The 24,801-nt window shown below is 32.5% G+C and carries 17 protein-coding genes and 1 riboswitch; of the genes, 5 read left to right on the top strand and 12 right to left on the bottom strand.

Annotation, left to right across the window (positions count from 1 at the left end):
* Positions 1–9: 9 nt before the first annotated feature.
* The 7 genes from thrA to LPB87_RS03550 form a co-directional block, all read right to left on the bottom strand.
* Entirely contained in the window at positions 10–2,424 is a 2,415-nt protein-coding gene (gene thrA / locus LPB87_RS03580) for a bifunctional aspartate kinase/homoserine dehydrogenase I (RefSeq protein WP_230604973.1), read from the bottom strand.
* A 27-nt stretch (positions 2,425–2,451) separates the two neighbouring features.
* Positions 2,452–3,414: an alpha/beta fold hydrolase gene (locus tag LPB87_RS03575; protein ID WP_230604972.1), complete on the bottom strand. Its 963-nt coding sequence runs from the start codon at positions 3,412–3,414 to the stop codon at positions 2,452–2,454.
* A gap of 80 nt (positions 3,415–3,494) precedes the next feature.
* A riboswitch (SAM riboswitch) is annotated at positions 3,495–3,602 on the bottom strand.
* Between the two features lie 188 nt (positions 3,603–3,790).
* A complete protein-coding gene (locus tag LPB87_RS03570) occupies positions 3,791–3,994 on the bottom strand; it encodes a hypothetical protein (protein ID WP_230604971.1) in 204 nt (67 codons plus the stop codon).
* Between the two features lie 642 nt (positions 3,995–4,636).
* Entirely contained in the window at positions 4,637–5,737 is a 1,101-nt protein-coding gene (locus LPB87_RS03565; protein ID WP_230604970.1) for an aspartate kinase, read from the bottom strand.
* Between the two features lie 330 nt (positions 5,738–6,067).
* Positions 6,068–7,360, bottom strand: coding sequence for an O-acetylhomoserine aminocarboxypropyltransferase/cysteine synthase family protein (locus LPB87_RS03560; RefSeq protein ID WP_230604969.1), 1,293 nt, complete (start codon positions 7,358–7,360; stop codon positions 6,068–6,070).
* 63 nt (positions 7,361–7,423) lie between these two features.
* Positions 7,424–7,612 carry a hypothetical protein gene (locus LPB87_RS03555; RefSeq protein ID WP_129539909.1) on the bottom strand — a complete coding sequence of 63 codons (189 nt, stop codon included), beginning with the start codon at positions 7,610–7,612 and terminating at the stop codon, positions 7,424–7,426.
* Positions 7,613–7,999: 387 nt separating this feature from the next.
* Positions 8,000–10,846 carry a TonB-dependent receptor gene (locus LPB87_RS03550; protein ID WP_230604968.1) on the bottom strand — a complete coding sequence of 949 codons (2,847 nt, stop codon included), beginning with the start codon at positions 10,844–10,846 and terminating at the stop codon, positions 8,000–8,002.
* Between the two features lie 541 nt (positions 10,847–11,387).
* Here LPB87_RS03550 and metK point away from each other — a divergent pair.
* From metK to LPB87_RS03535, 3 genes are all read left to right on the top strand, one after another.
* Complete coding sequence (gene metK / locus LPB87_RS03545) at positions 11,388–12,638, top strand: methionine adenosyltransferase (protein ID WP_129539910.1); 1,251 nt, start codon at positions 11,388–11,390, stop codon at positions 12,636–12,638.
* A gap of 541 nt (positions 12,639–13,179) precedes the next feature.
* Positions 13,180–13,983, top strand: a complete 804-nt coding sequence (locus LPB87_RS03540) for a hypothetical protein (RefSeq protein ID WP_230604967.1) — start codon at positions 13,180–13,182, stop codon at positions 13,981–13,983.
* A complete protein-coding gene (locus LPB87_RS03535; protein WP_129539912.1) occupies positions 13,983–14,597 on the top strand; it encodes a deoxynucleoside kinase in 615 nt (204 codons plus the stop codon). The genes LPB87_RS03540 and LPB87_RS03535 overlap by 1 nt, the downstream gene beginning before the upstream one ends.
* A 97-nt stretch (positions 14,598–14,694) precedes the next feature.
* Here LPB87_RS03535 and LPB87_RS03530 read toward each other — a convergent pair whose 3' ends face one another.
* The 5 genes from LPB87_RS03530 to LPB87_RS03510 all read right to left on the bottom strand — a co-directional run bounded on the left by LPB87_RS03530 (position 14,695) and on the right by LPB87_RS03510 (position 22,462).
* Entirely contained in the window at positions 14,695–17,253 is a 2,559-nt protein-coding gene (locus tag LPB87_RS03530) for a sodium-translocating pyrophosphatase (protein ID WP_230604966.1), read from the bottom strand.
* A 111-nt stretch (positions 17,254–17,364) separates the two neighbouring features.
* The gene (locus tag LPB87_RS03525) at positions 17,365–17,895 is read right to left on the bottom strand and encodes an inorganic diphosphatase (RefSeq protein WP_129539914.1); all 531 of its coding nucleotides are present in this window, start codon (positions 17,893–17,895) and stop codon (positions 17,365–17,367) included.
* A gap of 111 nt (positions 17,896–18,006) precedes the next feature.
* Entirely contained in the window at positions 18,007–18,606 is a 600-nt protein-coding gene (locus LPB87_RS03520) for a DNA-3-methyladenine glycosylase 2 family protein (RefSeq protein WP_230604965.1), read from the bottom strand.
* A gap of 306 nt (positions 18,607–18,912) precedes the next feature.
* A complete protein-coding gene (locus LPB87_RS03515) occupies positions 18,913–21,414 on the bottom strand; it encodes a DUF5686 and carboxypeptidase-like regulatory domain-containing protein (protein WP_230604964.1) in 2,502 nt (833 codons plus the stop codon).
* A 67-nt stretch (positions 21,415–21,481) separates the two neighbouring features.
* The gene (locus tag LPB87_RS03510) at positions 21,482–22,462 is read right to left on the bottom strand and encodes a pyruvate dehydrogenase complex E1 component subunit beta (RefSeq protein WP_230604963.1); all 981 of its coding nucleotides are present in this window, start codon (positions 22,460–22,462) and stop codon (positions 21,482–21,484) included.
* Between the two features lie 474 nt (positions 22,463–22,936).
* On the opposite strand from LPB87_RS03510, the gene LPB87_RS03505 reads away from it, so the two are divergent.
* Both LPB87_RS03505 and LPB87_RS03500 read left to right on the top strand, forming a co-directional pair.
* Positions 22,937–23,683, top strand: a complete 747-nt coding sequence (locus LPB87_RS03505) for an electron transfer flavoprotein subunit beta/FixA family protein (RefSeq protein ID WP_129539918.1) — start codon at positions 22,937–22,939, stop codon at positions 23,681–23,683.
* 86 nt (positions 23,684–23,769) lie between these two features.
* Positions 23,770–24,738: an electron transfer flavoprotein subunit alpha/FixB family protein gene (locus LPB87_RS03500; RefSeq protein ID WP_129539919.1), complete on the top strand. Its 969-nt coding sequence runs from the start codon at positions 23,770–23,772 to the stop codon at positions 24,736–24,738.
* The last annotated feature ends 63 nt before the right edge of the window (positions 24,739–24,801 follow it).

Genomic DNA, 24,801 nt, shown 5'->3' with positions numbered 1-24,801 from the left:
TCTCGCAAACTATTCTTTATCCGATAATCTCAAGATATCCCCAAAAACTCCTCTTGCTGTTACTGCAGATCCTGCTCCAGCACCTTGTATTACAATTGGTCTGTCTCCATAAGATTCTGTATAAATTTCAAAGAAAGAATCAGATCCTTTTAATCCTCCCAGTGCTGTATCCGAAGGTACCGAAACTAATTTTACTTCTAAAACTCCTTTATCATTTTGTAAATCACCAGACAACTCGCCTATGTATCTTAATACGTGATTTGGCTTTTGATCCTTTTTTATCTTGTCGTAAATTGGGTCAAACTCTTTTAATTTAGTTAAGAAATCAGAAACATTACCTTCATGTAAATGTTCTGGAATTAAGTTCTGAATTGAAACTTCTTCAAATTCATTTTGCAAATCCAATTCTCTAGCTAAAATTAATAATTTTCTACCAACATCGTTACCACATAAATCCTCACGCGGATCTGGCTCTGTATATCCGTTATCGATTGCTTCTTGCAAAATCTGACTAAACGGAGCATCTTTCGCAGAGAAATTATTAAATAAATAACTCAATGTTCCAGAAAAAACTCCTTTTATTTTGGTGATGTTTTCACCTGAAAGATGCAGTAATTTTATGGTATCTATTAATGGTAATCCAGCTCCAACATTGGTTTCATATAAATAATTCTTCTGATTATCGGCCAATGCTTTTCTTAATTCTTTATAAAAGCCATAACTAAGCGTATTCGCAACTTTATTTGACGAAATCAAATCAAAACTACTTTCTATCAACGAAATATAATTTTCGACGAAAGTCGCACTTGCAGTATTATCAATAGCAATTAAATTCTCTAAGTGGTTTTCATTTGCGTAAGCAATAACATCATTGATTGTGTAAGCAACTCCATTATTTTCAATATCTTTTTTCCAATCTGCAGTAACTCCATTTTTATTTAAAAGCACTTTTTTAGAATTGGCAATTGCGAAAACGTTCAACTTAATATCTTTACGTTTTTCAATACTTGCTCCCGAAGCTAAAATTTGATTTATTAATGTCCCACCAACTAATCCATGTCCAAAAACGGCAATATTAATTTTCTTTGAAACTCCAAAAATCTCTCCATGAATTACATTTAAAGCTTTATGAAGTTCTGATTTTTTTACTACCAAACTCACGTTTTTGCCTGTAACAGTATTATTAAACAAAATTGGAACAATTTTATTTTTGATTAAAGCTGTGTAAGGTTTGTGGAATGTACTTAAATCTTGTCCTATTATCGAAATTACCGAAACGTTATCAGTCACTGTAATTTGGTTAACATCTTTAGAGTAAAAGTCATTTTCAAATTCTTTTTCCAATTCAATCATTGCTGTAGTTGCTTTATCTGTAGCAACTACAAGCCCGATTCCTCTTTCTGAAGAACCTTGAGAAATAATACTTACACTAATATCATTATCTCCCATTACTTTAAAAATACGGGCATCAACACCTGCTTTACCAAGCAATCCACGACCTTCAAGATTAACTAATGATAAATTCTCCAACACCGATAGTGTTTTAATTCCTTCTTTAGCTGAATCTGATGTGATTAGTGTTCCGCGATTTTCATGATTAAACGTATTTAAAATACGAAGCGGAATACTTTTCTCTATTAATGGAATTATCGTTTTTGCATGCAAAATAGTTGCTCCAAAATTAGCCAGCTCATTTGCCTCATTAAAAGATAAATACTCAATTTTCTTAGCATCACTTACTAAATCTGGATTTGCAGTATATATTCCATCAACATGAGTGAAATTCTGAAGCTCTTCGGCATCTAGATAATTTGCCAATAAAGAGGCCGTATAATTACTACCATTTCTTCCTAAAGTGGTTGTATCGTTATTATTGTTTGAGCCAATAAAACCTGTCACAACATTTACAGTTGAACCATTATACTGTTTAAAATAATTAATAACATTTTTCTTTGATAGTTGCTCCAAAAGTTGTGCATCACCAAATTTTGAATCTGTTTTAAGCAATTCTCTAGAATCAGCAAAATTTGCAGGAACTCCTTTTTCAATCAAAATAGCAGTTAATAATTTAGCCGATAGCAATTCTCCTTTTGAAAGAATCTGATCTTTTATCTTCTTACTATAATCTCCAATTAAGCTAACTCCCTCAAACAGTTTATCCAAAACTTCAAACTCTTCTGAAAAATCTACCTCCTTATATTCAGAAATCTGATATGCTTTAAAACTCTCCAATAAAGGTTTGTAATTTCCATTTTTAGACGCAATTGTCAATATATCTTCTAGTTCATCTGTTGCGTTCCCACGAGCAGAAACAACTACGGCAATTTTCTCACCTTGATTTATTTTATCAATAATTATCGAAACTACTTTATTAAGTCCTTCTCCGTTTGATAATGATTTACCTCCAAATTTTAATATTTTCATTGTATATGTGTTGTATTTTATGTTGCTCTAAAAAATAGAAGCAAGCAAATTATCTAATTGTTTGTACTCGATTAAAAAAGCATCATGTCCGTGAACAGAATTTATCTCGTTATAAGAAACATTTTCTTTAAACTTTTTTAATTCTTGATAGGTCTCCTGATTTTCCTTTGCAGTAAAAAACAAATCCGAATTGATTCCTATGATATGAATATCGGCAGTTGTTTTTGATAGTAAAGTTTTAAAATCAGCAGTATTTCTTGTAATATCAATTGTTTTAAGCAATTGATTCATTAATTTATATGATGAGATTTGATACCTTTTTTGCAATTTTTCCCCGTGATGACCCAACCAGCTTTCTACATTAAAAATAGCTAATTCTTCATTTTTGGTTCTCTGAAATTTTTCTTTGAAAGAATCTGGCGAACGATAACATAACATTGCGTGAATTCGAGCATCTTCTATTGGTTTCGAAGAATTGTTCAAGATTTGCTCTTGCAAATAACAGTTTGCTATTAACCAATCGGTAGCCTTCCAATCACTTGCAATCGGTATTAAATGTTTAGTGATTTGAGGTTCTAATGCTACTATTTCCCATGCAATACCACCGCCTACAGAACCGCCAATAATTGCATATAGCTGATTGATTTTTAAAAATTCAATTCCTTCTATAAAAATTCGGGCAATATCTCTAGCCGTAAAGTCAGCATGATTTTCAATAGAATTACCATTATAGCCATTTCCTGGAACATTAAAGGCCAGAATTGTATATTTAGCAGTATCAATGGTTTTAGTATCGCCTATTAGATCATTCCACCAACCGTTTTCGCCCGTAACCTGAGCATTTCCTGTTAATGCATGATTTACCAAAACTATAGGCGCAGTGTGCAACGGTAAACCAAAAAGTTCATAACTTAGGTTAATCGCATGATACGAAGCGCCACTTTCGGTGACAAAATTCTGTAATATAATCGGGATGGTTTTATTTTCCAATTTCAAATCTTTTGTAATTTTTGATTTGTACATGGAAATATTAAAAAGAAAAAACTAGAGCAAGGCTAGAGAAATTCTTTGTGTTATCTTTCCACGTTGGGCGTGGTAGAATGCAGCACCTTCTTCGATTTATCGAAGGGTTGCTAAGGATTCATAGGGTCTAATCCCTCGTCCTTTCTTTATAACATTTCAATACGTTTTTGAACTTAATGGCACAAATAAACTACTATTTTCTTAAACGACCAAATTTTTTATTCATTTGATTTTGGCTCGTTTACAAAATAGCTCAAACAAAACAATCACGTACAAGCAACCGCTGGACACGTATATCCAGAAAAATTTTATTGTTGGCTTGTATTTTATTTAAAGTTTTAATTTAAATAAATAATGTTTCATTCTCAGTAGAATACATCAAGAAAAGCAAAGAATTAGGCGCTTTTTTTCCTGCAGTCTCATCTGTAGTTTCCATCCCAAATCTTGGATGTGCCAATTCATTTGTTGTTTGAATGATTATACTTTTTTTAGTTCTAAAGAATTTAAAGAATCCGAACCTTTTTGCGAAGTAGTTTTGTGTGCTCATAACGTGAGTTTTTATAATTGTTTATTTGTGTTTGTTTTTATTAAATGAATCTCGATGCCCCAAAAAAAAACCCTTTTGGATAATTATACCAAAAGGGTTTAAGTCGTTTAAACTTATAATACTTTTGGAAATCAATGGACGCGTACGCAAATAAGCGCGACATTTTGCATCATCTTAAACTTCGAGTTATTATTCATTTTAATATTATTATTTATTTTTAAAAATTTCAACATTTGTATAATCCAAAAAAAAAGCCCACCAAAATTATTGGAAGGCTTTGCTATATAATTGTATAGATATAATTCTAAGCAACAGACTTCCCAACGGATTTCTCCGACATGACATTATTCGTTTTACAAATATTAAAATTCATCTTTGGTATCTTTTTGGTTTAACAAATATGCGACATATTTTCGGATTAACCAAGCCAGAACCCTTATTTTAATGATAAAATCACGTTAAATTCGCATTAAAAAACAAAAAAACGACAAAACGTTACTTTTCAACGACTAAATACCACGCGATAAGCTATAAATTTAACTCTCAGCTATTTAAAAACTTCTTTCACTAAACATAAATTTCAAAGAACATCAAATTTTAAATCAAAAAAAAATTGAATATAAAATTCAATTTTAAAAATCTCTAAGCCCAAATAGCTTCTTTATTTTTTATTTTTTCGGCAACTTTTAGAATGTCTGTTATAACTCCTCTCGCTATAGCTTCTCTTCCTGCAGCGGCACTTTGAATAACTATCGGAATATTTCCGTAAGATTGTGTGTAAATTTCAAAAATAGTATCTGATCCTTTTAATTGCCCGATTGCTGTTTTAGTAGATTCTGAAACTAATTTCACCTCTAGTTTATCCTCCAAAATAGTATACTCTCCAACATATCTCAAAACATGATTATCAGCCTGTGTAATTTTTGCAATTTTAAAAGACTTATCCAGAACTTCTTTATTGAGTACTCGTTTTGACTTTGCGTTTAACCCGTATTGATTATGGTCTAAAAGCGGTGTGATTTTTATATCCGAAAATTCAAAATCTTTCCCAATCTCTCTGGTCAAAATAAGTAGTTTCTCTGCCACATCGCTACCTGATAAATCTCTCTCATAATCTGATGTTAATAACTGAAGTTTTTCTGCTTCTTTTAAAACCTCAGAAAAACAAATATCTTCCGATGAAAATCGATTAAATACATAACTTAATGAATCCGAAAAAACACCTCGTATTTTTGTTATTTTCTCTCCCGAATTATATAAATCTCTAATCGTTTGTAATACTGGGAATCCTGTATCTACAGAAGTCTCATACAAAAACTCTTTATCATATTTTTTAAGATTCTCTCTTAACTCCTTATAGAAATGAATTGGTAACGTATTGGCTTTTTTATTTACCGCCACTATGTTGAATCCGTTTTGGATTAATGGGATATAATGATCTACCAGTTCATCGCTTGCAGTAGCATCGACAGCAATTAAATTTTCAAATGCATTTTCTTTTGCAAAAGCAATAATATCATCTACTTTAAATGGAATTGCAAGATGCACAAAATTAGCCTCCCATGCGTTTTCTGCACCTTCCTTTTCAAAGAATGCCAATGTTGAATTGGTTATGATAGGAAATCTCAAATCAATGCTTTTATTTTCATTAAAGAAAGCTTGACTTTCAATAATTTGATTGATTAAAGTACTACCTATATTTCCTATTCCAAAAAGGATGATATTTATTTTAAGCTTTGACATAATTTTTATTTTTTTAAAACAACTTCAAGAAATTACATTCTACATGCAAAATATTATAAATCAATTTAAACACGAATTTCACGAATTCACACAAATCTTAATGGTTAACTTAGTTTGTGAAATTAATTTCCGAACGAATTAGTGCCAATTCGTGAAATTTGTGTTTGTTTTTTTATACCTATGCTGCGAAGTCAACTCAAGAAATATTGTTTTGAATTTTTACTTTGTGCTATTGTTTTTGATACTTTTTTTTGAAAATCACCTTTAACCCTGCTCACGTGGTTAAAGGCAATTTTTCTAACAAAAAACAAAAAAACCTAACTTTCTAATTTATGCTAATTGCGCACTTTTTATATTTTTAAAAACTGCCTGTAAATCGGCAATTAAATCGTCTATATCTTCAATTCCTACTGAAAGTCGAATCAAGTCTTTTGAAACTCCTGTTGAAACTTGTTCCTCTTCTGATAATTGTTGATGTGTTGTACTTGCTGGATGAATAATTAATGACTTCGTATCCCCTATGTTTGCCAAAAGCGAGAATAACTTTGTTTCGTCAGCTACTTTTTTAGCTGCTTCAAAGCCCCCTTTTAATCCAAAAGTTATGATTCCGCTTTGTCCTTTTGATAGGTATTCTTGCGCTAAGTCATAATATTTATTTGATTTAAGGCCTGGATAATTTACCCAAACCACCTCATCTTGTGCCTCTAACCATGATGCTAATGCCAATGCATTTTCGCTATGTTTTTTGATACGAATTGGCAATGTTTCTAATCCCTGTAAAATCTGAAAAGCATTGAATGGACTTAATGCTGAGCCAAAATCACGTAATCCTTCTATTCGTGCTTTAGCTATGAACGCCGCATTTCCTAGCGCTTCGTTATAAACCAATCCGTGGTAACCCGCAGATGGCTCTGTAAATTCAGGAAATTTTCCGTTTGCCCAATCAAAAGTCCCAGCATCGATAATTGCTCCTCCTAAAGAAGTTCCGTTTCCTGAGATATACTTCGTCAAAGAATGAATTACAATGTTTGCTCCATACTCTATTGGATTAAGTAAATATGGTGTTGGAACAGTATTATCAACTATAAATGGAACCTTGAATGCTTTGGCTGCTGCAGCAATTGCTTTTAAGTCCAATACATCTAATTTTGGATTTCCTAATGACTCTACAAAAAACACTCTGGTATTTTCCTTTGCCGCTTTGGTAAAGTTTTCATCATCTGATGGATCTACAAATGTGGTTGTGATTCCTAATCTTGGCAAAGTAACTTTTAATAAGTTATAGGTTCCTCCATATAAACTATTAGAAGCTACGATATGATCTCCCGCTTTAAGCAATGTTAACAAAGTTGTTGCAATTGCCGATGCTCCCGACGCTGTTACTACAGCTCCAATACCGCCTTCTAGTGCTGCCAGTCGTTGTTCCAGAACATCATTTGTTGGGTTGTTTAGTCGTGTGTAAATAAACCCTGCTTCAGCTAGACCAAATAAATTAGCTGCATGATCAGAATTATTAAAAACATATGATGATGTTTGGTAAATAGGCACTGCTCTTGTGTTACCATTTTTAGTTACATCATGTCCTGCGTGTAGTGCGTTTGTTGCGAATTTTTGTGTGCTCATGGGTTCTGTTTTTTTTTAATTAGTTAAATGATTGTGTGTTTATATTTTGAATTATTTTTCTGTTTATATAAAAAGATCTTCATCTTCGTGGGCATACATCTGAAACAATAATGAGTTTGATTCACTCGAATATAATTTCCCTTTTATTTCGTTTGTATTAATTCTTTTGGTCTGTATTACACCAAAGATTCTTTTAGCGTCTGTTTTCAATAAAGTTTGAATTGCTCTTGAAATTTTATAGAATGTTTTCATGATTTCTAAAATTTAATTATGGAATAAAAAAAAGCCCTTTCGGATGGCTACCAAAAGGGCTTATAGTTTTAACTATAACAAAGATTTTATCTTTCACTTTTGGCAATAGCAAATTGGGATGCACATACGCATCATACAACACATCATCATTTTATTTGCTATTGAATTCATTTTATAAAAGTTGTTTTATTTGTTTTTTTAATTCTACTAATTTGATAGAGTAAATGTAATAACTATTTTTTAGACTACCAAACTAAAAATTACTTTTTACATAAAAAGATTTCCTAACGGAATAATCTCTTATGATTATGACTCTTAATATGACCTGTTTAAGAAAAATGCTGGATGTATTTTTTTTTAAAAATTTCAATACATCCAGTAATTAAATTATATTTTAAAGCTTAAACGAGCAAAACCAAATCTGCCGTTTAATCCAAATTGCGATACTGCTCTAGAATAAGCAAATTGATTTGCATTACTTAAGTCTGCACTTGGTGCAGGCGACAATGTTGGGGTTGTATTTGTAAAAGTTGGAGTTGCCGGATTATTTCTATCTGGATAAACATCTCCAATATTATTAACTCCAAGTGTTACTCTTAAGTGCTCATTTATTTGATATCCTAAAGACAAATCGGTAACTAATTTTGCACTATATTCTGGATGCTCATAAACTGAAGAAAAACCATCTAAGTTTACATCTGTTGCTCCTGGATCAGTAACTTTTCCAAAATAGCTATTTCTTAAATATATATCTAGTTTTTTAATACTGAAAGTAGTCATTAAGTTAGCTTTTAATTTAGGAATTGCCTCTTCAAGATAAATTCGGCTTGACTCTGGGAAAAAAGAATATTTATAAGGTTCTCCTCCTGCATTCACAATTGATTCTGGTACATTTAAATCTCCGACTCTTTTTGTAGTGTTGTAACTTAATGCAAAATCATTTTTGATTGTAAAATCTTGAATAACATTATATTTCTGAGAAATAACTAAGTCGATTCCTTTCGTCTCTGAGTTGATTCCGTTTGTCCAGAATGAAGCTCTTTCTACACCTTTTAAATCAAATGCTTGTTGGAACAATGTTAATGCATCTTTTTGTTCTGGAGATGTCGCTCCATTTATTTGTGCATCTGTAGGTCTTGCATATTGCCCCGTTAAGACAACTCTGTCATCAATTCTTGTAAAATAAGCATCTGTAGCAATTGTAATATTAGCTTCAGGAATTTTAAATGTAAAACCTGTACTTATACTTTTAGATGTTTCTGCTTTTAGATTATCAACACCAATACTTTTTGCTGCCGGCGAATCATTTGTAAAATATCCTACTTGATATGGTGATCCATTAATGAATTGTGTAGAGCTGCTTTCGAAATATTTTTGTTGTAATGATGGCGCTCTAAAACCTGTTTGTCCTGAAATTCTCCAGTTGATGTTATCTGTAAGTTTTAAAAGAGAGGCTAATTTAAAAGTAACTGTACTACCAAAATCTGAATAGTTCTCGTAACGAGCTGCTCCATTTAAAAGCCAATCTTTTGTTACATTTAACTCTAAATCAATATAAGCTGCACCACTCCTTCTGTCTTTTTCTTTAGCATCTGATGGTTGAAACCCTGAGAATCCTTGTGCTCCTGCTCCACGCTTAGCACCAAAAAAGTCAGTTACAATTAATGGTGAGTTGCCAGGTAAAATTCCCGAAACAAGATTTCCATTTACATCATACAAACCATAAGACTCAACATCTCCTTGTTTTATCTGATAATTTTCATACCTAAATTCTCCTCCAAAAGCAACATTCAATCCTCCTAATACATCATATTTTTTACTTAAATCTAAATTGGTTGTGCTTTGTAGAAATGAAACTTTTCCTGCATAAAAACTATCTGCTGAATTTGTTCCTAATGTAGCATTGATAGTATTGTTCACATCATATTTAAAGGAATTGGTTCCAAGGTTTGTACTAATATCTGTATCGAAACCAAATAATTGAGTTGTAAGTCCAACTGCAGAAGATAAATCTAGAATATCCGATTCTATTTCTGGTAAAAATCCATTTGCATATACTTGTGTAAATGTCCCTGCACCATTAGGAAGTCTGTTAAAAGCATATGATTTTCCGTTTCTATACGAAGCTCCTCCAAAAGAATACAATGATGTAATTTCAGTCAAAGGATATTTTGCATTATAATACAATTGTCCCGACGCTAATTCTGATTGACCAACGCTCATATTATAATCACTTCTTTCCTGTCCTCTATAATTAATCTCATTATTAGTTACATCAAAACCTAATGCAGTTTGCATTTGAGTAATGCTATTTGCTGATGAAATTGCCGTTTGCTGAGCTGGAGTAAAATAACCTACTTGTGGAGCATATTGTTGCAGCGAACTAATAATCTGAGCTGAATTTGGAGTAGTATTAATGTTACTAAATAATGAATTAATATTTACTCCATTCTGAGCGGCTCTATATTCAACAGCATTATATGCATTAAATATATTATTACTTCTAATACCAGCTCTACTTGTTGCCTGTCTTGTAACAGCACTACCTGTAACACTCAGGAAACTTCCTTCTTTACCCAAAGATGTTCCGTAGTTTAAATCTACTTGCAAAGATTGTCCGTCTGCTCCTCCCTTAAAGTTATTAGAACCTGAAGATATATTTGCACCATATTGTACATCTCCTGAAAGGAAATTAGCATTTTTCTTCAATACAATATTAATTACCCCTGCGATTGCGTCTGAGCCATACTGAGCTGCTGCTCCATCTCTTAAAACTTCAATTCTTTCGATTGCAAATGATGGTATCGCATTTAAATCTGTTCCTACTGAACCTCTTCCAGGTGCTCCATTAATATTAACTAATGCACTTGTATGTCTTCTTTTACCATTTATAAGTATTAAAACCTGATCTGGTCCTAGTCCTCTTAATTGTGCTGGATCGATATGATCGGTTCCATCTGCTGTTGAAGTCGGATTACTTGTAAATGATGGCGCAACATAATTTAATATTTGAGTTACACTGGTTTGTGGTGCTCCTTTTGTTATTTCAGAAATATTAAAAATATCGATTGGCACTGGCACATCAGTCTTTACTCTGTTTTTACTCCTAGAACCGATTATTGTCACTTCTGATAATTCATTATTTTGTAAAGTATCTTTCTCTTTTTTATTTTCTTGAGCATAAATGCCTGAAAATGTCAAAAGACCTAAAACTAATGCTACATTTTTTTTCATTGCTTTTTACTGATTTGTTACTACTTTGGTTTAAAATGACATGCTGTTATATTTTTCTTCTTTAAACAAAAAAACCCCTGCAATTTGCAGAGGTTCTATATATATTTTTGGAAAAAAACTACAATAGTATCTCTGCGGAATATTCCGGCATCTTACAAGACATCATATTGTTAACAGTAAATTTCATTTTTCTTTTTTGTTTTGTTGGGACAAATTTGCGAACTATTTTTTAGTCTACCAAACAAAAGTCGATTTATTTTCTAAACTCTATAGAATAAGTCGAATATGTTAAATTTCTCTTTATTAAATTAAAAAAACAAAAGTTTAATTTGCAATTCAAAATGGTTTTATACCTTTGCACCCGAATACAGAGGAAAAATTTGAACTGATTGCAACCTCTTCATAATGAAAACATTCATTATGGATGCTGAAAGATTTTCATTTCAGTATTAAAAAATGCTAAAGCAGGAATCCTCCTTTAGCATTTCCAGCAATTATTTTTTTCCTCGCTTAATTTTATAATTTTAATTTAATAAATATTATGGCTTATTTATTTACGTCAGAATCTGTTAGCGAAGGACATCCTGACAAAGTTGCGGATCAAATCTCGGATGCATTAATTGATAATTTTCTAGCATTTGATGCTGATTCTAAAGTAGCTTGTGAAACTTTGGTAACTACTGGACAAGTAATATTGGCCGGTGAAGTAAAATCAAATACTTATTTAGATGTACAACAAATCGCTCGTGATGTAATCAGAAAAATTGGTTACACTAAAAGTGAATATATGTTTGAGGCAAACTCTTGTGGTATTTTATCTGCAATTCACGAACAATCTGCTGATATTAACCAAGGTGTTGACAGAGCAAATCCTGAAGAACAAGGAGCAGGTGACCAAGGAATGATGTTTGGTTATGCAACAAATGAAACAGAAAATTATATGCCTTTGGCACTTGATTTATCTCATAAATTATTACAAGAATTAGCAATTTTAAGACGTGAAAATAAAGAAATCACTTATTTACGTCCTGATGCTAAATCTCAAGTAACGTTAGAATACAGTGATGACAATAAGCCAACACGTATCGATGCAATTGTAATATCTACTCAACATGATGATTTTGATGAAGAAGCTGTAATGCTTGCTAAAATCAAAAAGGATATTATCGAAATTCTTATCCCAAGAATTATTGCTAAAAACCCAACTCATGCACATTTATTCAACGATAAAATTCAATATCACATTAACCCAACTGGAAAATTCGTAATTGGAGGACCTCACGGAGATACTGGATTAACTGGAAGAAAAATCATTGTAGATACTTACGGTGGTAAAGGAGCTCACGGTGGTGGTGCTTTCTCTGGAAAAGATCCAAGTAAAGTAGATAGAAGTGCTGCTTATGCTACACGTCATATCGCTAAAAACTTAGTTGCTGCTGGTATCGCTGATGAAATCTTGGTACAAGTTTCTTACGCAATTGGAGTTGCAAAACCAATGGGTATTTTTATTGATACTTACGGAACTTCTAAAGTAAACTTAACTAACGGTGAAATCGCTAAAAAGGTAGAAGCTATTTTTGATATGCGTCCTTACTTTATTGAGCAACGTTTAAAATTAAGAAATCCTATTTATAGCGAAACTGCTGCTTACGGCCACATGGGACGTAAACCTGAAACTGTAACTAAAACTTTTTCTGCTCCAGGAGGAAACGAAAAAACGGTTACTGTTGAATTATTCACATGGGAAAAACTTGATTTTGTTGATCAAGTAAAAGCTGCATTTGGATTGTAATTATAGACTAACTTAGATTGTTAGATTTTTTTTGACAACTACTTTACTTTAAATATAAAAAGCCCAATTTCTAATTTTAGAGATTGGGCTTTATTTTAATAAAACATTTTTATCTTTCTAATTGCACATTCGCAATGTTTTAGGGCGATTTACATCATTTATTGAGTTGAAAACATAATAAAATATATTACTACTAAACTGTTGGGGTCGATTTGCAAAAAAACATTCAATATATCAATAAAGAATTGACAATCAAAAGATGATTCAATAAAAAACTGCAATGCCTTATCTAATTACTTTTAGCGTAATGTCATTTTTGTTTTTATTAAAATATGCATACGTGCATAAAAATAATTACACAAAGTGGCTACTACTAAAAAGAAAACTAATCTTTTAATTTTTACAAATCAATTATCTGATTATACGCAAGATAACTATAAAAAATGCGTTTTAAAATCTACTCAATAAACAAAGCAAATTGCAATTGAGTTTTTCGTAATTTGGTCTATTCAAAATTTCAATTACTAAACCCAAAACAATAATGTATAAAAACTTGATATTTCTAATTCTTATTAGCTCCTTTTCTGTTGCTTTTTCTCAGGATAAGAAAATCCAAATTTCTACTATAAACAATATAACCTTTGATGCAGATCAATTTTCAGGAATCGATTCTTTTGGTTTTTCTTACTTAACAAAAAACAATCGATTTATTAAAACCAACGGCAAAGATGCATACGAATATAAAAACATATCTTTAGGAAAAATCACCAAAGTCGATATAGAAAACCCTCTTAAAGTGGTTCTTTTTTACGAAGATTTCAATACCGTAATTTTACTTGACAATCAGTTTAACGAAACAAATAGAATTAATTTCTCAAAAAACACTGCTCCTATTCTAGCTTCTGGAATTGGGATTGCTTCACAAAACCAACTTTGGATTTACAATACACTAAATCAACAGATAGGTCTTTATAATTATTTAAAAGATGAATATAAAACTGTTTCGACACCTCTTTTAGGAAACATTAAATACTATCAATCGAATTTCAACGTTTTTTATTGGATAGATGAAAAGAACAATTGGTTTTCATGTGATATTTTTGGGAAAGTAGTTGCTTTGGGAAAAATACCCGATTTTGATGATTTAACTATTTTAAACAATCATCAATATATTTTCAAGAAGGCTAATTTGTTGTTTTTTAAAGATATCAGTAAGCAAGAAATAGGAAATCCATTTCAAATTGAAATTTCAGAAAAAACGTTTGGGAATTTCTACTACAAAGACCAAATTTTATCTATTTTTACATTTGGAGGAATTACAAATTATAAAATCATAATACCGTAATGCACATAGCAATAGCAGGAAACATAGGCGCAGGAAAAACAACTCTAACCAAATTACTGGCCAAACACTTCAAGTGGGAGCCTCATTTTGAGGATGTGGTTGATAATCCATACTTGGATGATTTTTACCATCAAATGGAGCGTTGGTCGTTTAATTTGCAAATTTATTTCTTAAACAGCAGATTTCGCCAAGTGCAGCAGATTCGCGAAAGTGGTAAAAAAATCATTCAAGATAGAACCATTTATGAAGATGCTTATATTTTTGCTCCAAACTTATATTCAATGGGTTTAATGACAAGTCGTGATTTTCAGAATTACACTTCTTTGTTTGAACTAATGGAAACATTGGTAAAACCACCCGATTTATTAATTTACCTAAGAAGCTCTATTCCAAATTTAGTAGGACAGATACACAAACGTGGGCGTGAATATGAAAACTCTATTTCTATTGATTATTTAAGCCGTCTAAACGAGCGTTATGAAGCTTGGGTACAAACATACACCAAAGGAAAACTTTTAATAATTGATGTTGACAATATAAACTTTGTAGACAACCCAGAAGATTTAGGCGATATCATTAATAGAATTGATGCTGAATTAAACGGATTGTTTTAAAACACAAAAAATGCCTCTAAATTACTTAGAGGCATTTTTTTATACAACATTGTCAAAATTTACACTCTGACAATGTCATTTGATTTAAGTCATTTACTTATTTTAAGGCATCAATTTGAGCATTAACTTCTGCTGCTGTCCCTTTAAATGTCTTAGTATCTACCTTACCATTTACGGTAGTTGTAACTGTTCCTACAACCAGACCATTTACATTCACAATTTCTACTCGAACTGCATCTGTTTTAGTGTATTTAGTTGTATCAAAACAATCTGTTCTTTTATGAAGGTATTTTCCGTTTGCATCATAATTAGCTAAACATTTTGCTGTCTCTTCTGGTGTACATCCTTTTTCTTTACACATTTGTGCACATTCATCTTTAGTCATAGTCGCCATTTTAGACCTATCACATTTTGAATGTCCGCTACCATGTATTTCAGTTTTAGCACAACAAGAACCTCCTGCAGCCATTCCTGAAGCTGAGTGTCCTTCGCCTAATATCGGAGCAATTACTAATCCTATCAAGCACGTTAGTTTTATCAAAATATTCATTGATGGTCCTGATGTATCTTTAAATGGATCTCCAACTGTATCTCCTGTAACAGCTGCTTTATGCGCATCAGAGCCTTTATAAGTCATTTCTCCATTAATAAGCACTCCAGCTTCAAAAGATTTTTTTGCATTATCCCAAGCGCCTCCTGCATTATTTTGAAAAACCGCCCAAAGAACTCCTGAAACAGTTACTCCAGCCATATAACCTCCCAACATTTCAGCGATTAATTGATTATTGCTTCCGTAAACTAATTTACCTAACAATACAATTGCAATAGGAAACCCTATCGTTAAGATTCCCGGAAGCATCATTTCGCGTAAAGCGGCTTTAGTCGAAATATCTACACATTTTGCATATTCTGGTTTTCCTGTTCCTTCCATAATACCAGGAATTTCTCTAAACTGGCGTCGTACTTCGTAGACCATATCCATCGCTGCTTTCCCTACTGAATTCATGGCTAAAGCTGAGAAAACTACTGGAATCATTCCTCCAACAAAAAGCATTGCTAAAACTGGTGCTTTGAAAATATTGATTCCGTCAATTCCGGTAAAAGTTACATACGCTGCAAACAATGCAAGTGAAGTTAATGCTGCCGAAGCAATTGCAAATCCTTTTCCTGTTGCTGCTGTAGTATTCCCTACTGAATCTAGAATATCTGTTCTTGTACGCACTTCTTTTGGTAATTCGCTCATTTCGGCAATTCCTCCTGCATTATCCGATATTGGTCCAAAAGCATCAATTGCTAATTGCATTGCTGTTGTTGCCATCATTGCTGATGCTGCTAATGCCACTCCATAAAACCCAGCTAATGCATAAGAAATCCAAATTGCTGCTGCGAATAATAATACTGTTGGAAATGTAGAAATCATTCCTGTTGCTAAACCAGCAATTACATTTGTTCCAGCTCCTGTAGATGATTTTTGCACAATTGCCAATACTGGTTTGGTACCTAATCCTGTATAATATTCAGTCACCGAAGAAATAGCCCCTCCTACAATTAATCCAACAATAGTAGCATAGAAAACACGCATTGAAGAAATATCTTTAGCACCTTCACCAAAGAAACTCATCTTCATCGTTTCTGGCAACATATATTGCACTAAAAAGAAACATGCAATTGCGGTTAAAACAATCGAAACCCAATTTCCTACATTCAAGGCTTTTTGTACTTGTGCTTCCTTTGCGTTATCATCAGAAATTTTTACTAATGTCGTTCCTATAATAGAGAATAGAATTCCGAAACCAGCGATTGCCATTGGTAACAAAATAGGTCCTATACCTCCAAAAGCATCCTGAATATTTCCACCCATATCTTTTATTACATAATTCCCAAGAACCATTGCTGCTAAAACTGTTGCTACATACGATCCAAATAAATCAGCTCCCATTCCTGCAACATCACCAACATTGTCACCAACATTATCAGCGATTGTTGCTGGATTACGAGGATCATCTTCTGGAATTCCAGCTTCAACTTTACCTACTAAATCGGCACCAACATCGGCAGCCTTAGTATAAATCCCTCCTCCAACTCTTGCAAATAATGCAATTGATTCAGCTCCTAATGAAAACCCTGCTAATGTTTCGAGAACCTTAGTCATATCTTCTGATGAAGTCCAAACTCCATTCATGAATACCTGAAAAAATACTATAAAAAAACCGGTTAACCCTAAAACAGCTAATCCGGCAACTCCTAATCCCATAACGGTTCCACCGCCGAAAGATACTTTTAATGCTTGTGGCAAACTAGTTCTTGCCGCTTGCGTAGTTCTAACGTTAGTTTTGGTTGCTATTTTCATCCCCATATTTCCTGCTAATGCAGAGAAAAATGCTCCGAAAACAAAAGCTACAACTATTAATATATGTGTAGTGGGAACTATAAATGAAATTCCCGCTAAAACAATACTTGCTCCAATTACAAAAAAGGTAAGCAATCGATACTCCGCTTTTAGGAAAGCTAATGCTCCTTCATAAATGTGGTCTGAAATGGCTTTCATTTTGCCATCTCCAGCATCTTGTTTTAACACCCAAGTCCTTTTTATTGCCATGAAAAGTAATCCTATAATTGCCATAACAATTGGCAAATAAATCATAAATGCATTCATAATATTTTAATGGTTTTGGTTAATAGTCAATAAACTAACAAAACGAATTTAAACAAAAAAGCAATACTCTTAACAGAGTATTGCTTTTTTTATAAAATATGAATGCAAAAATTATTTAATGCTAAATAACCCTTCTGGTTTGTTTTCGATATCATCAAAACGTTTAGTACATTCTGCAATAATAGCATATGCTTCGTTTACATCTCCCCATCCACCAACATCTACTTTTTTGTTTTCTAAATCTTTATAAACTTGGAAGAAATGCTCAATTTCTTTTACTAAGTGAGGATTCATATCTGATAAATCAGTTAATGAATTCCAGATTGGATCAGAAACTGGTACACAAATAATTTTCTCATCTGGTCCTTTGTCATCTGCCATATGGAAAACACCAATTGGTTTTACTTCCATAACACATCCTGGGAAAGTTGGCTCGTTTACCAAAACCAATACATCTAATGGATCACCATCAAGAGCTAAAGTTTCAGGAATGAAACCATAATCTGCCGGATACATCATTGAAGAGAACAACATTCTGTCAAAACGCATTCTTTTAATTTCAAAATCGTACTCGTATTTATTTCTGCTTCCTCTTGGTATTTCGATTAAAACATCGAAAGTTGTTAGTTTGTCTGCGGTCATTGTTCTTGTTTATTATTTTTCTTAATTTCGATTGCAAAAGTAGTCAAAAGTATCCCTTTTTACAATAAAAAAATACTGTTATATCTCCATTAAGTTTTAATAAACAAGCAATTAATAGGTAATTGTTCTTTTTCTTTTCTTTAAATAATAATGCCATAGCAAATATGTAGCGTAAGATCGATACGGACTCCATTGCGAGGTATGAATTTCCATCTCATCTTTGTCGTGAATATCAAGCAATTCCTTGATTGTATTCACGACTGCAATATCGCCAAGTGGAATTAAATCGGGTTCTTGAAGACAAAACATCAGGTAAATATCGATAGTCCAGTTTCCAATTCCTTTTAATTTTATCAGTTCCTCACGGACTTCTTTAGCCGATTTGGTTGCTAAGCTCTCAATATTGATTTCATTATTTAATATTGCTGAAGCCAGAGCTTTAATATAAGCTGTCTTTTGTCGACTTACACCCAAAGTACGAAAAGTTTCATCTGGTAAGATTACTAATGCTTCTGGCGTACAAACTGTATACCCTTTGATTTTTAAAAATGTAGCCTTGGCTGAATCTATAGATACTTGCTGTTCTAGAATAAGTAAAACCAATGTTTCGAAACCTTGTGGCCGTTTTGGTATTGGTGGCAACCCATATTCTTGAATAATTCTCTGAAAAATTGGATTCTTCTCTGAAAGATAATCGATTGCTTCTTGCATAACGTGATTTTAGCCCCGATAAAAGCGGCATCCTTTATGTTTTACCTTTAAAAACATAAAGATATAGCGGATAGCGGGAATAGCTTCTAAAATTAAATGAAAAAATCTCGCAAAGTCACAAAATCGTAAAGTTTTGTTTTTACACGAATTCTACAAATATAAACTGATGAGCACAGATTTTATAATTTTTACATTTAAAATAAATCGGCAGACTTTACATGAAAAAACATTTAAGCATAAAAAAAGCCACAAAGAATTAAACCTTTGTGACTTTGTAACTTTGATGCTTTACACCTTTATATATAATTAGAAATAGAATCCAAAAGATCCTTTTACTGCAAATTTATTAGCGTCGGGTGTATTTAGGTAACTTCCTCTCCATGAGAAATCGATACGGAATACTTTGAAGATATTCCCAATTCCTGCACTGTATTCCCAATACACTTTTTCGGGTGCATTGTATTCTAAGCCCGATGCATTAATAGCTCTGTTAGCATCTGTGATGGTTCCATAAACTGCTTTGGCTCCAATAATCTCTCTCCAATTAAGTTTACGCATAAATGGGATTCTTGCAAAAAGTCGCCCTCCAAAATTATGATCCCATTGCAGAGTTGTGTATTGATCGGTAACAAACTCATAGAAATTTAGGTTACTAAATGTATTCTCGATTGTAAAATAAGTCTGATTTCCTGGTATCACACTCATTAATCCTAACGGTATTGTTCCGAATGTTTTTCCTGTTTCTAGAATAAGATTTGTACGTCCTAGAGGTCCTATAATTATAGGTTGTTTATAATACAGCTGAACCTTTTCGTATTTAAAATCACTATCTAGCACTCCTTTAAATCCATGGCTATAATTAATAAAGAATCGACTAAACGGACTATCCACATTATTTCTTTCAACACCAAAACCTATTGTTTTACGATTTGGGGTATATTCTATCTGAATATTCGCTTCTGATTGTTTTACTCCATTTGCTATAACTCCTCCCGGATTTGTTGCTGAAGGCAAGTTGGTATAATAATCTAAACTAAATGTACTTGAAGCAGATTCTAATGTACGATATGACAATCCTACTTGAAATGTTAGATTCTTGATTGGCTCAATTTCGGCGGCAACATTAGTTAAATTAATATTGGTTAATTTCCCGTTACTTCCTGTTGTAAATAAAGCCGATGAGGCAAAGCTTCGTCCTAAAACATCATTAGTTGTTGTTAAACTAGCTCCAATTTGTTCTACATCTCTCCTATTTCCTCCCGAGATAATAAGACGATTTTTTTTATCGATCATCCATTTTCCTGAAAGCCCGTACTTAAATTTGTTATCATCAAATCCATATGCTGTATACGCTTGTAAACGCCAAGGATCATTTGGCCCAAAATAAGTTCTTCCTCCTACTCGTATACGAACTCCTTCGACTTCATTATAGCCGAATGTTGAGAATATAGGTCCGTAATCAAATTTCGGAAACTCTATATAGCCACTACCAAGTATCGAAACCAAACTATAAAGTTGTTTAAATCTCTTGACTGTTTGCAAGGTATCAAGCATTTTATAAACTCCTTGCTCGTCTTTGGTTAGTTTTTCGAATCGGTTTTCTTCCCAATATTCATCGGGTCTATTATACACTTCGTTGTCTATATAATTTACTTCTTCTTTATAGAAAGTAGTTGGTTTTGGTATATTAAACTTATGATCTCTATAAGATGAAGTTCTCTTTCCATAAACCCCTTTAGAACTTTCTTTTTTGTTTAACGCAAAGTCCGACATCATATAATCTCTTGTAAGAAGAAAAATAGAATCACTTACAACATCAAATTCTTGCTCGATATAAATATCTTTTACCCAGTTAATATTAGCACTTTTTGTAACTGCCATATTAATTTTCTTGATAGCAAACGTGGTATCATTTACCCAAAAATCTCCCTTAAAAGTCAATTCATTTTTACGTCTTGGATAAAAGACAATATTATAACACCATTTGTTATCTATAAATGTACTATCTTTTAAAACATAGTTATACACATCAATTCCTGTTCTAGATAACGGACTTGTAAAACTTTTATCAAAAAAGGTTAGGTGATTATCATAAATATTATAATCAGAATACAGGTCTTTTACAAAAGCTAATATCTGCTGATTATTATTAAATCCAGAGGTTTTACTTCCTTTAATTATCTCTTTTACTTTCTTTATATTATTATCTCCGTATACATCATACAAAGATTCGTTTATAAAAATAGGTAAATACGTTTTTCCTGTAACTTTAGAAGTATCTACTTGTTTAAAAATGAACTCCATTCCTTTAAAAATTTTGTTCTTCATGAAGGCACTATCGATGGTATTCATGTCGAATTCCACTTTTTCGTACTTCTCCATTTGGTATTGTTTAAACTGATACAATCCATTTTTACGTTTTCTTTCCCATATTTTTCTAAGGATATCTAACGCTGGATTATTTTTTTTAGAAGTCTTACCAGTATAAATCACTACCTCATTTAAACTTTCGGCTTCGTTTAAGACAACTTTAAAATTGTAATTAACTGCTTTTTCTAGTGTGATTTCTTTTTCCGAAAAGCCAGCCGAAGCGACAATAATAGTTGTATAAGTATTTGGCGATTCTAAATAAAAACGTCCATCCTCGTTAGAAACGATTCCAATATTGGTTCCTTTAAAAACTACATTAGCAAAAGGAATCGGCTGATTGGATTTATCTAAGACGATTCCACTCACTTTTGTTTGTGCAAAAATGCTATTTACAAATGCAAATAAGAAAAACAGACTGAGTACAATAATTCTTTTCATAATCCCCCCAAAAAAAAACTTCATCAATTAAGAAAATGATGAAGTTTTATTAGTATTGATAATTTTCTTATTTTTTATACATTACCTTCTTTACTGCTTTTACTACATCACCAGCATTTGGCAACCAGTCTTTAAGCAATACCGGAGAGTAAGGCGCAGGTGTATCTGCTGTTGTAATACGTTGTATTGGCGCATCAAGAAAATCAAAAGCTTGTTCTTGTACGATATAAGTAATCTCAGAAGATATACTTGCAAATGGCCAAGCTTCTTCTAGAATTACTAAACGATTTGTTTTCTTAACTGAAGCTAAGATCGCATCTTTATCCATTGGACGAACTGTTCTTAAATCGATAATTTCACAAGAAATACCTTCTTTAGCTAATTCATCTGCTGCTATAAATGCTTCTTTAATAATTTTTCCAAAAGATACGATAGTAACATCTGTTCCTTCACGTTTAACATCTGCAACTCCTAGAGGAATTGTATATTCTCCGTCTGGTACCTCACCTTTATCACCATACATTTGCTCAGACTCCATAAAGATTACAGGGTCATTATCACGAATTGCAGCTTTTAAAAGTCCTTTTGCATCATAAGGCGTAGATGGAACTACAACTTTAAGCCCTGGTGTATTTGCAAACCAGTTTTCTAAAGCTTGAGAGTGAGTTGCTCCTAATTGTCCTGCAGAAGCAGTTGGTCCACGAAAAACGATAGGCACATTAAATTGCCCTCCTGTCATCTGACGCATTTTAGCAGCGTTATTTATAATTTGATCAATACCAACTAAACAAAAGTTAAAAGTCATATACTCTACAATTGGACGACAACCATTCATTGCAGATCCAACTGCAATTCCTGTAAAACCAAGTTCAGCAATTGGAGTATCAATTACTCTTTTTGCACCAAACTCAGCAAGCATACCTTTTGATGCTTTATATGCACCATTATATTCTGCAACTTCTTCGCCCATTAAATATATGGATTCATCGTGACGCATTTCTTCGCTCATAGCTTCACAAATGGCCTCTCTAAATTGTATTGTTCTCATATTTTTTATTGTTGTTGTAATTTTCTGAAAAGCAAAAATAATTATTTTAAATTACTTAAGAGCATAAATTTAGTTTAAAAAACAAGAAGTGTCGTATCTAACGGTGTTTTACTAACGTATCCACTTTTTCCTTTCGAAATTTACAAGTTACGAAATCGATATAATAAACCTAAAAATAGCCATACAGCTCTTATTTAAATTTTATTTTGTTAGAAAAGGAAGTTTATAGAAATAAAACTCCATAAAAAAGAACGTGATAATTCCTGTTTTTATCAATTCTTACATCGCACCCGAAGCCCTAAATCTTACCTAAAAACCACTTTTCCAGCTATAAAAAGCAACATTCTTCAAAATCTACCCCCTATTTTACGAAATCGTAATAGTTTTCAAAATTATTATGCATGCATAGTAAATTATTCAGATTATATTTCTAAATTTGTGGAAACGTATTTAGAAATATTAAAATATATACTTATGAAAATATTAGTTTGCATCAGTCATGTACCTGATACTACTTCAAAAATTAACTTTACCAATGGTGATTCAGAATTTGATACTAATGGCGTACAATATGTAATTAATCCTAACGACGAATTTGGCTTAACACGTGCCATTTGGTTTCAGGAACAACAAGGAGCTACTGTTACTGTAGTAAATGTTGGAGGTCCTGATACTGAGCCAACTTTACGTAAGGCTTTAGCAATCGGTGCAAACGAAGCAATTCGTGTAAATGCGAATCCTACTGATGGTTTTTTTGTTGCAAAACAATTAGCAGAAGTTATTAAAAACGGTGGCTATGATTTAGTAATTGCTGGAAAAGAATCATTAGATTATAATGGTGGAATGGTTCCTGGAATGATTTCTGGAATTTTAGGCTATAACTTTTTAAATTCATGTACAAACATAACTGTTGATGGTACTAATGTAAAAGCTGTTCGCGAAATTGACGGTGGAAAAGAAACTGTAAGTACTACTTTACCATTAATTATTGGCGGTCAAAAAGGATTAGTTGAGGAAAAAGATTTACGTATTCCAAATATGAGAGGAATCATGACTGCAAGAACAAAGGCTTTGGCAATTGTAGAACCGGTTGATGCTCCTGTAAATACTAAAGCTGTAAAATTTGAAAAACCAGCTCCAAAATCTGCAGTGAAATTAGTTTCTCCAGACAATTTAGATGAGTTAATCAATTTATTACACAACGAAGCGAAAGTAATCTAGTAATCAGTTTTCAGTCGCAGATTTCAGTTTTCAGTTATAACCTGAAACTTGAAACCTAAAACTAATAATCTCAAAACAAAGAAATCATGTCAATATTAATATATGCAGAATCTGCAGAAGGAAAATTTAAAAAAGTAGCTTTTGAATTGGCATCATATGCTAAAAAAATTGCCGAATCATTAGGAACAACTGTTACAGCATTAACAATAAACACAAGCGACGTAAGCGAATTATCAAAATACGGAGTTGACAAAGTTCTTAAAGTAACTAACGATAAATTAGCAGGTTTTACTGCTAAAGCTTATGCTGACGTTATTAAACAAGCAGCACAAAAAGAAGGTACAAAAGTAGTTTTGTTATCTTCTAGTACAGACAGTATTTATCTTTCATCATTAGTCGCTGTTGCTCTTGAAGCTGGATTTGCATCAAATGTTGTAGGTTTACCAGTAAGCACTTCTCCTTTTCAGGTAAAAAGAAATGCTTTTTCTAACAAAGCTTTCAATATTACTGAAATCGCTACTGACGTAAAAGTTCTGGCTCTTGCTAAAAACTCTTATGGAATATACGAAAGCGCTGGTACTGCAACTGCTGAGGATTTTAACCCAACAATTGGAGACAATGACTTTGGAGTAAAAGTAGAATCTGTAGAAAAAGTTACCGGAAAAGTATCTATCGCTGATGCTGACACTGTAGTTTCTGGAGGTCGTGGATTAAAAGGTCCTGAAAACTGGGGATTAGTAGAGGATTTAGCTGCAGTACTTGGCGCTGCAACTGCATGTTCTAAACCAGTTTCAGATCTAGGATGGAGACCTCACAGTGAACACGTAGGACAAACAGGAAAACCAGTTGCTACAAACTTATACATTGCAATAGGAATTTCGGGTGCTATACAACACATTGCAGGTATTAACTCATCTAAAGTAAAATTAGTAATCAATAATGACCCTGAGGCTCCTTTCTTTAAAGTAGCAGATTATGGTGTTGTAGGTGATGCTTTTGAAATTGTTCCTAAGTTAATTGAAAAATTAAAAGCTTTTAAGGCACAACATTCATAAAGATTTAAAAATTCTATACTAAAATAATGCTACCTAAAAATAAGATAATCGTATCTTTGCTTT

Origin of the sequence: Flavobacterium sp. EDS, from assembly GCF_020991525.1 — a bacterium.
In the GTDB taxonomy this organism is placed as follows: Bacteria; Bacteroidota; Bacteroidia; order Flavobacteriales; family Flavobacteriaceae; genus Flavobacterium.
Note: the sequence above shows the minus strand (reverse complement) of the source record. Positions and strands in the feature narration are given on the sequence as shown.